Source organism: Clostridium sp. C8-1-8 (genome assembly GCF_009928445.1).
Taxonomy (GTDB): Bacteria; Bacillota; Clostridia; order Clostridiales; family Clostridiaceae; genus Clostridium_AR.
Window position 1 is genome coordinate 1 of the sequence record NZ_JAABNO010000044.1, and the last position, 12,952, is coordinate 12,952.

General features: G+C 32.2%; 7 protein-coding genes. 4 read left to right on the forward strand and 3 right to left on the reverse strand.

Annotation, left to right across the window (positions count from 1 at the left end; genetic code table 11):
* Window positions 1-899: 899 nt before the first annotated feature.
* A complete protein-coding gene (locus tag GXK57_RS24765) occupies window positions 900-2,084 on the reverse strand; it encodes an AI-2E family transporter (protein ID WP_160680695.1) in 1,185 nt (394 codons plus the stop codon).
* Window positions 2,085-2,696: 612 nt separating this feature from the next.
* Window positions 2,697-2,993: a hypothetical protein gene (locus GXK57_RS24770; RefSeq protein ID WP_160680696.1), complete on the reverse strand. Its 297-nt coding sequence runs from the start codon at window positions 2,991-2,993 to the stop codon at window positions 2,697-2,699.
* Window positions 2,994-3,577: 584 nt separating this feature from the next.
* On the opposite strand from GXK57_RS24770, the gene GXK57_RS24775 reads away from it, so the two are divergent.
* The gene (locus GXK57_RS24775) at window positions 3,578-5,296 is read left to right on the forward strand and encodes a methyl-accepting chemotaxis protein (RefSeq protein ID WP_160680697.1); all 1,719 of its coding nucleotides are present in this window, start codon (window positions 3,578-3,580) and stop codon (window positions 5,294-5,296) included.
* Window positions 5,297-5,611: 315 nt separating this feature from the next.
* Here the strand turns inward: GXK57_RS24775 and GXK57_RS24780 are convergent, their stop codons facing one another.
* Window positions 5,612-7,714, reverse strand: a complete 2,103-nt coding sequence (locus GXK57_RS24780; RefSeq protein ID WP_160680698.1) for an MASE3 domain-containing protein — start codon at window positions 7,712-7,714, stop codon at window positions 5,612-5,614.
* 700 nt (window positions 7,715-8,414) lie between these two features.
* Here GXK57_RS24780 and GXK57_RS24785 point away from each other — a divergent pair.
* From GXK57_RS24785 to cooS, 3 genes are all read left to right on the forward strand, one after another.
* Window positions 8,415-9,635, forward strand: a complete 1,221-nt coding sequence (locus tag GXK57_RS24785) for an AGE family epimerase/isomerase (protein ID WP_160680699.1) — start codon at window positions 8,415-8,417, stop codon at window positions 9,633-9,635.
* 598 nt (window positions 9,636-10,233) lie between these two features.
* A complete protein-coding gene (locus GXK57_RS24790; RefSeq protein ID WP_160680700.1) occupies window positions 10,234-10,659 on the forward strand; it encodes an Rrf2 family transcriptional regulator in 426 nt (141 codons plus the stop codon).
* Between the two features lie 402 nt (window positions 10,660-11,061).
* Window positions 11,062-12,948: an anaerobic carbon-monoxide dehydrogenase catalytic subunit gene (cooS, locus tag GXK57_RS24795; RefSeq protein WP_160680701.1), complete on the forward strand. Its 1,887-nt coding sequence runs from the start codon at window positions 11,062-11,064 to the stop codon at window positions 12,946-12,948.
* The last annotated feature ends 4 nt before the right edge of the window (window positions 12,949-12,952 follow it).

Here is a 12,952-nt window from a genome sequence, read left to right on the forward strand (position 1 = left end):
TTTCTGACAGCTTTTATATCTTACCACCGTAAGATTTCTTTGTCAACATACTTTTCAAATTTATTTTTAATTTAATTTAAAAATTCAAATTTAAATTTCTGCACTTTGTCGCTTTGTGTTCCAGCGACATGACTTATAATAACATACAGTCATTCTTTAATATAATTATAATATGTCTTAAGCACTAATTACTTGTCCATTATTAACTATATCTCAGTTTTTCGACATTTTTCACCGATTGATACACCTGGTACTGTATACATAAGATGGGTTTTATTCATCTAATAAGTATATATTTACCTTTATCATTTATCTTACCTACTTCTTATATGTATTACGAAATATAGCAGATCTGATTGGAGCATAGCATTAGGCTATATTCAATATAATTTTCAAAATCAAGCTAATACGCAGGAAATGCTACATTAGCCAGCTATTAGCCTAAGCTCATTAAAACATATGATAATTAACCATTTGATTTCACCAAGGCACTTTAACAGAGTCTAAAATCACCCATTATTAACATAATAACAAGGACTCCATATGAACTAAATCATATGGAGTCCTTGTTATTGCTATATTATATAGTGTTGAATCTACTTTGTAATTTAGAAAATATACCTCTAGCTATTAGCCTTATTTTTAGAATACTTCCTATGGCTCCGTATAATTGTTAAAGCATAAAACTTAGCTCAAAGCTATGCCTATCATAAATATATAAGTTATAAATAGCATCTAGATTGATTATAAAATTAGGCTATGTCTGAGCACAATACTTTAACATAGCCTAAAATTACACTATTAATAATTAATCAAACTATCCTCTTGTTCATAATAGAACTATATTATCTATTCCACTTAACATATAAATAACAAAATTATTATCTGTTCAATTCTTATTAAAGCTTGCTTGATTGTTCAATATTTGCTTTTGCCATATGCTCATTATACCAATTTCCAAAAACAACTTTTATAGATGCAGCTAAAGGCACTGCTATAAGCATTCCTATTAAGCCACCCACATTCCCACCGATTAAAATAGCAAGCATTGTAAACACTGGATGAAGTCCTACACTATCACCAACAATCTTAGGTGCTAGGAAGTTGTTGTCCACTTGTTGTACTCCAAGCATACCAATAGTTGCCCAAAGCGCTGTAATTGGTTGACCACTAAGAAGAGCCATAATTATAGCTAAGATAGTTCCAACAAGAGGTCCTACATAAGGTATCATATTGCATAAACCAGCTATTATTCCTATTACAAAAGCATAGTCTATACCTATTATTGCAAGAACTATAGCTGATAAAATACCTACCATAGCTGCTTCTAGAAGTTGTCCCCTTATATATTTGTTAAAGGTATCATTCAATATGGCAAAGATTTCTCTTAACTTTATTCCCGCTTTGCTTTTTCCAAAAATAAGATTAAATATCTTATTCCAAATATCTAAAAAATACTCAGAGTCTTGAACTAGATAAATACTTAGTACTAATGCTATAAAGAACGATGCTATATTACCACCCATAGAAATTATGAAGTTAGATATTCCCCCTATGCTTGCCACTATATAAGTTTGCACAGAACTAATTATTTGAGCAATTTTCTCATTCAAATCAGTAGGTATTGATATATTAAGGCTCTTTAACTTTTCACTTATATATCCTACAGACAAAGTGGAGCTATTCAGATACTCACTAAGATATGAGGCTATATTAGCTATGGTAGTGTTGTTGGAAAGTTTACCACCTACCATTATATAGATCCCAACCATTATTGCCACAAACACTCCGATAACTGCAGCATACACTATTATTATTCCTACAGTTCTCCTTGGTGCCGCCTTTTTAAATATATTTCTCTTTTCAAGAAACTTTTCAATAAAAGTAACACCTGGCTTTAATAAATACGCAATAACCAGTGCTATTAATAATGGCTTAATCAGTACAAAGGTCTTATTAAGGGTACCAGTGACCATCATATAAATATTCATTATGTTGTTTAGTATAGCAATGGCTATATAAATAACAATTACTGTTGCCGCAACATACAAAGAGTATTGTAATAACTTTTTATCTAATTTCATCCGCACCCAACCTTCCTAAATTGTAGAAGTACCACTTCATAATAAAATTTACATTTTCAAATTCTCCTCTTTGAAACCAGAGAGATGTTGAAAATAGCTTTCTTATTGAAATGTTTCATCTATATAACAACTTTTTACATATAATTACTTTACATTATAATAAATGATTGGACTATGGTAAAGCTAAAATATTTAAGAATAACTCCAATGAACAGCTTCTCTGCTAATTTCTTACTTAATTATAACTACATACTATGTATACTTTATGACAAATTAATAATTGAATTGTGATGCTGTAAGTTTAAAAACTCTCCTACCTATATTAGCTAAAAATGAAAATATATTTCATATCCAACCGTTACTTCTTTCTATTCTTTAAAGTAAGCTATAATTAATTCCAGCATGGTACATTAAACAGAGCCTAAAGTAAAAAAGGATAGCTGAACATACATTATCTGTCCATGCTATCCTCTTAACTTATAGACTATTTACTTTACTATTATATAGACATACTACTTCAAAATGGATTTAATAAAAGTAAAGCTTCATAGGTAAATATAAAGCTTTATTTTGAGTCTAAGTATTGAAGTAATAGTTCTTTAGTAAAGTACCTTAATCATTCTTTGATTTCTTTCTAAATAGTGATATTCCACCAAATCCGCTGATTACAGCCGCATAGAAGCCTAAATCATAAAACCAGCCTGTGTTATTCACCTCGTATATCCTTAGATGCTTATTAAACAATCCTCCAACAAGTGATATTGGAGCTATCCAGCCATGCCAAATTCCCGAGAAGAATCCAGCTGGCTTTGTTACTGTACGACTTCCATCTCCTGGAATGCACCCTGTTAATAAAGCCAGTGCCCCTACAACCATTAATCCAATTATTAATATTTTCCTTTTCTTCATAGATTACTTTTAATGGAGAACCTAAGTAAGTTCCTCCATTAAAATCCCCCCTTCTTATATTGTATTATTTTATATAGCGTAGCTTGGTTATCATAGAACTTTGCTTATATTATATATGTATTACTTAATTATAAGATTTATATTTTAAAACTCTCTTCCAAGTAAGCTTAGGAGTTTTAAAAACAATTTTCCCCCTTGGAACTTGTACAACTTCAATAATTAATATGCAATTGTAACTTTTTCTATGCTAAGTAAGTTATACAAAACTTATTGCTATGCTCAATTTAAAAAAACAACTTTATACTAAAAACAATACACATTGAAAAGTAATTAAGTCAAAGACTTTAGCTATTTCTCAATTTATAGGAATTTACATCACAATATATATTCATATACCTCTCTTAGGCTTTATTAATGAGTAAAGTACATTTAGCAAGCTCTATATTACAAATAATAACATAAAATATTGATTATTCCAATTAATTATCTGCAAGTCTGAATTGTCTTAATATTCTAGTAAAGAAAAAAGTAAAACCTCCCGAAAGTTATGTATGAACCTAAGATAAAACAAAGGAGAGTTTTATATGAGCTTTAACAAAGTTAAGTTATCTAACAAACTGATACTTGGATTTTCTTTACTTATCTTGTTAGCAGCGATATCCTCTACTATAGCTATAGTGAGACTAAACACTATAAGTAAGAGTGTAGAAAAATTAGCTAATGTAGAAAATAAGAAGTTAACTTTATCCTATCAGTTAAGAGGAAACATCAACAAAATAGCAATAAGCGTAAGAAACTTATCCATAAGTGCAAATAGAAGCTATATGGAAGAACAAGAAAAGATAGTTGACGAAAACAAAGAGTTATTCAATACTAACGCAAAAAGTTTAGAATCACTTTTATATTTAGAAAAGGGGAAGGCTTTGTTTAAGGATATTGAAACTAAAGCTGAACCTGCATTATCAGCTTTTGATGCTGCCACTAAGCTTGGAATGTCTGGAGCACTTACAACTGATCAAATGGAAACACTAATAAATAATATGGATAAACCTCAAAATGAGCTACTAATCTCAATACAAACAATGATAGAGTTTCAATCAAAGTTAGTTCAAACTGATGCAAAAGAAGCAAGACAAACAGCAATTACATCAACTAATCAGATGATTACTCTACTTATTATAAGCATTGTAATCGGTATACTTGCGACTATTCTGATCAGAAAAAGCATAGTAATGCAGGTTAAGGAAGTTATGGAAGCATCTAAAAAGCTTGCTGATGGTGATTTAGATCTTCATATGGAGGCTGCTGCTAAGGATGAAATAGGCAATACCATTGAAGCACTTAGTAATGCAGTTGATAAACTTAACTCAAGTATGGTGTTAATTAAAAATGAAAGCGATAGCATTCTACATAGCAGCGAAGTTAGCAACAACTTATTCCTAGAGGTGAGCTCTCAGATCCAGCAGATATCTGCCGCAACAGAAGAAATCTCAGCTGGAATGGAAGAATCAGCTGCTGCTGTTCAAGAAGTGTCCTCTATGACTGCTAGTGTAAAGGACGAAGTTTCAGACTCTTCAAAGAGAGCTGAAGAAGGCTTAAGTATTGCTATGGATATACAGAAAAAAGCTATTGCCATAAATAAGGATTCCGTAATCTCAAGAAATAATGCAGAAAATATATATAAAGAAACAAAGCTTAATCTAGAAAATGCTTTAAGTGAAGTAACTGTGGTGAACGAAATATCTGAAATGGCAAATAGCATAGATGCTATAGCTAAACAAACCAACTTACTGGCTTTAAATGCTGCAATAGAATCAGCGAGAGCTGGAGAAGCTGGGAAAGGCTTTGCTGTAGTAGCTGATGAAGTTAGAAGACTAGCAGAACAATCTTCTATAGCTGTTTCCGAGATTCAAAATAAGGTCAATGCAGTATTAAATTCAGTAGGTAGGCTTTCAAATTCTTCTCAAGCTATACTAGCATTTATAGAAAAGGACGTTTTAAAGGATTACGAAAATCTAATTTCTATAAGTGATGAGTACAAGAAAGACGGAGATACTGTAAAAGATATAATAGAAAGACTATCTGAAGCTTCAAGAACTATTTCTGATTCTATGGAACAGATTTCAAGAAGTATGGATGATGTTTCAATCTCCGTAACAGAGGTAGCAAAATCCTCTACAGATATAGCTTCAAACATCGTAGATGTAAGCGGCAAGAATGACTCAATTATGGCTTCCTCAGATAGTAATGCTGAGAGTGCTTTAAAACTAGACAGTCTTATTAAACAATTCAAACTTAAGTAGTATATACAAGAATACTTTAATGCTAGTCACTGTTAAAATATTCTGCTAAAGATCAACTTTTTTAAATGTAAGGTTAAAATTAAGAAGTCAACAGTTCAAGGGTTTAATAAGCTTGTATATAGTATCTACTTTTTAATTACTTAGTTATAACCGAATCATACATATAGTCAGAATAAAAAAACACTCATATATGGAAATCAACTTTCCCCCATATGAGTGTTTTTTGTATATCATATTGTACTTTACTAACCCTTCTTAGAAAGTAACCATGAATAAAATTCTATTTGTTGAGTCCTGTTAATCTTTCAGCTATGCTTAATTGATTGTGGAGTATATATCCGAAAACTCGATACTAATTCTTTCAACATTTGACTGATTATCATAGGTAACTGGTTTACTGATTTCTCCCTCACTAAGAAATGCAGGAAGAGTAATTCTAAACTCAGATCCTTCCCCATATTTACTGTTCACCTCTATACTTCCACCATGAAGCTCTACAAGTGATTTGACTAAAGATAAGCCTATACCTGTACCTTGGTTTTCTTTACATAAAGGTCCATCAGCTTGTCTATATCTTTCAAATATGATATCAAGCTTATCACTTGGTATACCAGCTCCTGTATCCTTAACTATTATATCTACGTATTCCTCTCTATCTTCAAGGAAAACCAATATGTCATCACCTTCTTTGGTAAACTTAATGGAATTAGATAGTAAATTAAGCATTATTCTTTCAATTTTATCATCATCAAAAGCCATATATTTTTCTTCTATATCTGTATCGAAAATTAAGTTTACTCCTTTATTCTCACAATAGCTAACAATAGATAATGTGACATCTTCCACAACCTTTACTATATCCCCATTACTCTTATTCAACTCAAAAAATCCTGAATCAATTTTTGACAAGTCTATCAGATTGTTGACTAATCTTAAAAGTCTATAACAATTTTGCTTTATACTTTTATGGTAACTCTCTATCTTCTTTTTACAATCCACAACTGAAGCTTCAGTTCTATAAAAGTCTAAGATTTGGGTCGCTCCTAATATTACATTTAAAGGTGTCCTAAGCTCATGGGATACATTAGCAAAATGCTCCGTTATAAGTCTATTTAATTCCAAGGTCTCTTCAAGCTTTCGCCCCTTCTCCTCCATGTCTGATGATAGTTTTTCGAATCTTTTTTCTGTACTCAGGTCCCTAAAGACAAACATTATACAGGGCTGCCCTTGGAATATAATGTAAGCGCTTTTAATCTGTACATCTACGTAATTACCTTGTGCTGTTACTAACTTAAGGTTTCTATGTTCCCCTCCCTTTTTACTTTGTAAAACTTTCATAATCTGTTTTCTAGTATGCGCAATATCTTCCTTGGGAACAAATCTTGAAATTTCCACTCCAACTAACTCCTCTGCGTTATTAAAACCAAATAACTTAGCAGCAGTATAGTTGGCAAATACATTCTCCGTCTCATTAGCTATCAAAATAGCATCGTTAGAATCCTCAATTAAAAGCTTATAACATTCATCACTTTTTATCATAGCTTCTTCAAAAAACTTCTTTTGATTATTTTCTAGCTCTAATTCATTGGTAGCTTGCACTAAAGCTGAACAAACCCTACGATAAGGTTCTCTCAACCCTACTTTTAGCACAGCCTTATAAAGCATATAAAAAGCTAATAATCTAAGTACAAAAGCTGTTACGTGCTCTATGCTGTGAGGGTCACTATATATTGTGAATAATATTTCATTAACTATCCTGAGAATTATATAAGCCTCTATGTAAGTAACCAGCCTCTTGTTAGAATAGTTTTTTGATTTATGCATTACAATAAGACTAATAAAGTAAATGAAAATTATAGAGTACCTACTTATTTTCCCAACCAAGGTATAGCCTGTTCCATCCATATAGCAAACAGGAAATCTCCTCAATCCATAGATTCCAATTAAATTTAATATCAAAACTGCACTATAAATAAATATTATAAGCTTTATTTTTACATGTTTAATATCTTTATAGAGCATTATACTAGCAATTAATACAGTTATACCACCAAAATACCTAGATACAATCCAAAGGGTTTCGGATAGATTGTCTGCATTAAGCCCAAAAACACCAATGTTTAGATGTGCTGACAGATGCAGTATATCTAATATTCCTACAATTCCATATCCAACACCTAGAACCATAAAAAAATCATCTTTTGCAATCTCATAAGTAGCCATTGCAAAAAGTAGTATACAAAAACATACTGCTATCCCTAGTGTCATAATTATGGTATGAAAAAACATATTATCGCTTTTGGCTATAGGAGCAAGAATTATTAATACTAAAATGACTAATAATAAGTATTTAATCGCTTCTCTAAATATAACATTTTTAGAGTTTTCTTCATCAGTGTCGCCTACGTTATTATTCATTTTTATCACCTACATTTTAAACCTTTAAATTTTTATATAGATATAGTAATTCTTGGTATAAAGCTATTTTTATAATTATATTTATTATTAATCACAATTTATCTATATTTTTATGTCTTAACTTGAACTATATGTCCATACGTAGAGCATACAATCACGCCTTAAAGCACGTCTATTCAAAAGTATTAATTATTCATTCCCCCTAAATTAATATGCATTTTTACTTAAAGACTACTGTTTTTATACTCAAAGACATTTATATGGAAATTATACCATAATGTTACTTATTTTTCAGTATATTAATATAATCTTATTCATTTTATTATGGCTAAAGATAACTGCTATAGAATTATCATGATTTTTTTCACTTGAAGCTGTATTGTTACTTTGTTCATTTAAACCAAATAAAATCTTACGTCTTGTTACAATTTGTATCTGATGAGGAATTATCTATTTATCCCACCTCTCACTAAAAATTTTTTATATCCTTCTTTTACATCCCATAGGATATTATAAAATAACCATATAAGTCTACTTGCCCAGTGGTATATAACCAAGTATCACCAATAACTCAACTGCGAATTTATGCTTTAGGAGAGCTAGTGTATATATTACATTTCAAAAATATCAAAGTATTACACCAACAATGAATATATGTATTTTCAAGGGAATATATTTTAATTGTTAAGGTGGTGAAAAAATGGTCAATGAGTCTATGCATAGCTCCGATTTTCAAAATATTAACTGGTTACAAGATCATATATATCAGATACTAAAATATTATTATCCTCGATGTATGGATTACGAAAATGGAGGCTATTTTAATTACTTTCTTGATGACGGAACTATAGGTGACTTGGAGAATAAGCATCTTATAGAAACTTCTAAATTTATCTACATCTTTAGCATAGGTGCAATTTTAGATCCTAAGTCCTCCTGGTGTACTAAAGCTGCAGAACATGGCTTGAAGTTTTTGCAGGAATTTCATCTAGATAAAAAGAATGGTGGTTACTTTTGGAAACTTAAGTCACAAAATCCTTGTGACTACACCAAATATGCTTACGGCCATGGCTTTGCACTACTTGCTGCCTCTAAAGCCTATGAAGCCGGTATACTATGGGCTAAAGATATAATTGAATATGTTTATGAACTATTAGAAGAGAAGTTTTGGGAAGAAAAGTACGAATTATACGCTGATGAAGCCAATGATGATTTTACAAAACTATCTAATTATAGAGGGCAAAGTTCTAATATGCAAATATGCGAAGCTATGATAGCCGCTTATGAAGCAACCTCAGATAAGAAGTTTCTTAAAAAGTCCTTCGAACTATGTAGATCGGTTACCACAAAACTAACACCAAAGTCTGGTGGTCTTGTTTGGGAGCACTATGATGAAAACTGGAACATAGATTGGGACTATAAGGAGCTGGATGAAAATAAAAAACTTCTTCATCCTGAAGGCTTTATACCAGGACACTCTATTCAGTGGAGCAAGCTTCTGTTGATGCTGAAACGGAATTTTCCACAAGAATGGATGGGCCAAAAAGCTGAATATCTTTATAACACATCAATGTCAAAAGCCGTAGATAACGAATATGGAGGACTATTTTATTCTTTAGCTAGAAACAATTCTGTTATTGATTCAGATAAATATTACTATGTGATGGCTGAAACCCTTGGTGCCTCTGCCCTTTTAGCAGCTGACAGCAAAGAAGCTTATTACTGGAACGTCTACACCTATATCTTCACCTATTGTGAAACCTTCTTTATAGATAGTGACCATGGATGTTGGTATGAGAAGCTCAGTAGAAAGAATGAGAAGTATAAAGATTTGAAAAATATTACTCCAACAAGAGACTATCACCCAATTGCAGCCTGCTATGAGGCTATTAGAGCTCTAAAGGCCATTGAGGAAGAATAAATTAAAATGCGCTGTCAAAATGCTGTGTTAAATTAATTACTGATTTATCATATGCTGTAATGATCTTACGCAAAGAATTATATAGACATACTACTTCAAAATAAAGTCTGGTAAATCCACTGAATGCTTTATTTTGAGTGCAAGGATTGAAATGATAATACTTTAATATAATTTTGTCATGCTTAATGGATAAAGCTTTAAGCTCACAGAAGTTATTTTTCTTCAGTGAGCTTTTTTGGCGCATACGACTTTCCAAAGGTACATGTGAAGAATCTGGCCTACCACATAGTTTTATTTTTACTTTTCATCCTGAACCGCTACTCTAACCCATTCAAATCAGTAAGTTTGCCTAGTAAAGGATGTTATACTTTACTACTAATAAGTCAAGCTTTTTCATTATACTTTTATTATATTTTTTCCTACATTAGCTGTTAATTAGCCGTAAAAAATATTTCTTTTTCACTAGGTAAAATTTTTTATATCTTCTAGATAAGCTAATAAAATTAGCATAAAAAAATTTTTGATAAAATCTTGACAAATTAATCCAGTAGGAATATATTAATACTGTACCAAGTCAGTATACATTAGGAGATGCAAGATGAAAATAACACAGGAAGTAGATTATGGATTACGTGTTGTATTGTATTTATCAAAACTAGAGAATGGTGCAAAAATAAATGCTGCAGTTATTGCTGAGCATGAGGGCCTTCCCTTAAGATTCTTACTAAAGCTTCTAAGAAAGCTTATAGCTAAAGGAATTATAAGATCCTACAGAGGTGTAGCTGGCGGTTATTCTCTAAATAAACTTCCTGAAGAAATAACTCTAAAGGATGTTATCGAAGCTATCGATGGCCCTATATATGTAAACCGCTGTATTATTGATCCAGCCTATTGCAATGCCCAGAAAGGCAATAGATGTGAGATTCATAGAGCCCTTGGTGAAATACAGACAAGTCTTATAAAACAGTTGTCAGATATTAATTTTAAAGCCTTAAAGGATGGGGCCTATAAACTCCCAGTTTAAATGTTTAGGGAGATTCTTATTCCTTTAACTTTTCAATCAACCTCTAGCAAAGAAATAGTTTTTACTATGAGGGAAATCTGTCAAGCATAGTTTTTAAGTATATAAGTTCTATTTACAGATGCATTAAAGCAATAAAAGCTTAATCAGTTAATTAAATAAGTAATTAATTACATTTAGAACTTATCTAAATCCAGAAGGCTACTTTAAACCTATAAGTCATAAGGTTTAGCTAGCAAAAATTTATATTTTCAGCAAAGTAAATAAGATGTACCACTTCATTGCCCACCTCTTACTATTCACAAGAAAGAGGATTTGAAAAAGTCATTTTCAATAAGAAGTGCTACATCATATATTATAAATTAAAACTATACCATTTTGGTTAACATTGAGGAGGTATTATTAATGTCTAGTTGTGGAAATTGTACAATTTGTAGCAGTGCTGATAAGGTACTTGAAAACTTTATCGCAAATACTGAGGTAGAAACCTCTCATCACAGAGTTAAGGATCAAAGTGTAAAGTGCGGCTTTGGTAAACAAGGTGTTTGCTGCCGTCTATGTGCAAATGGCCCATGTCGTATTACACCTAAGGCTCCTCGTGGAGTATGTGGTGCTACCGCTGATACTATAGTAGCTCGTAACTTTTTAAGAACAGTTGCAGCAGGTGCCGGCTGTTATTTGCATGTAGTTGAAACTACCGCATTGAACTTAAAGAAAACCGGAGAAAACAAAGATAAGATAAAAGGTGTAAATGCCCTAAATCACCTTGCAGAGATATTTAACATAGAAGAATCAGATATGCACAAGAAAGCAATACTTATAGCTGGCGCTGTATTAAAGGATTTATACAAACCAAGATATGAAAAGATGGAACTAACTGAAAAAATGGCTTATGGTCCTAGATTTAAAAAGTGGCAGGAGCTTAATATTCTTCCTGGTGGAGCTAAGTCAGAGGTTTTTGATGCAGTGGTTAAGTCCTCTACTAACCTAAGCAGTGATCCTGTGGATATGATGTTAAACTGCTTAAACTTAGGAATATCCACTGGTCTATATGGTCTTACTTTAACTAACTTATTAAATGATGTTATGTTAGGTGAACCGGTTATCCGTCAAGCACAGGTTGGCTTTAAGGTTGTAGATACTGATTATATAAACATAATGGTTACTGGTCATCAACACTCAGTTATAGCTCACCTTCAAGATAGACTTTTAGATGAAGATATAGTTTCAAAGGCTAAGGCTGCAGGTGCTAAAGGCTTCAAGCTGGTAGGATGTACTTGCGTAGGTCAAGACTTACAGCTTAGAGGTGAACACTACAAGGATGTATTCTCTGGACATGCTGGAAACAACTTTACAAGTGAATCCTTAATCTCTACAGGAAGCATTGATATAATTCTTTCAGAGTTTAACTGTACTCTTCCAGGAATAGAACCAATTGCTGAAGAGTTTGAAGTAAAAATGATCTGTCTTGATGACGTTGCTAAGAAAGCTAACGCTGACTACATCAACTATACTTATGAAGACAGAGAAAAGATAACTGACACAATAATTGAAGAAGCTGTTAAGAGCTACTCAAGCAGAAGAAAGAACGTTGGAATAAACTTACCTTTAGATCACGGTCATGATGATGTTCTAACTGGTGTAAGTGAAACTTCTTTAAGAGAATTCTTAGGTGGTACTTGGAAACCTCTAGTTGATCTAATAGCAAGTGGTAAGATCAAAGGGGTTGCTGGTGTTGTAGGCTGCTCAAACCTTACAGCTAAAGGACACGATATCTTTACAGTAGAACTTACAAAGGAACTTATCAAGAGAGATATCATAGTACTTTCTGCTGGATGTTCAAGCGGAGGATTGGAAAATGTAGGATTAATGTCTCCTTCTGCTGCTAGCCTTGCTGGAGATAACTTAAGAGAGGTTTGTGAATCCCTTGGAATTCCTCCAGTATTAAACTTTGGACCATGTCTTGCTATAGGAAGACTTGAAATTGTTGCTTCAGAGCTTGCTGCTTTCTTAAATATAGATATACCACAATTACCATTAGTACTTTCTGCTCCACAATGGTTAGAAGAACAAGCTTTAGCTGATGGTGCTTTCGGACTTGCTTTAGGACTACCTCTACACCTTGCAATCCCACCATTCATCACTGGAAGCGAAGTTGTTACTAAGCTATTAACTGAAGATTTAAAGGACATTACTGGTGGACAATTAATCCTTGAAGATGATGTTGTTAAAGCTGCTGATAGACTTGAAGAAATAATTATTAATAGAAGAACTGGTCTAGGCTTAGCCTAAGAAA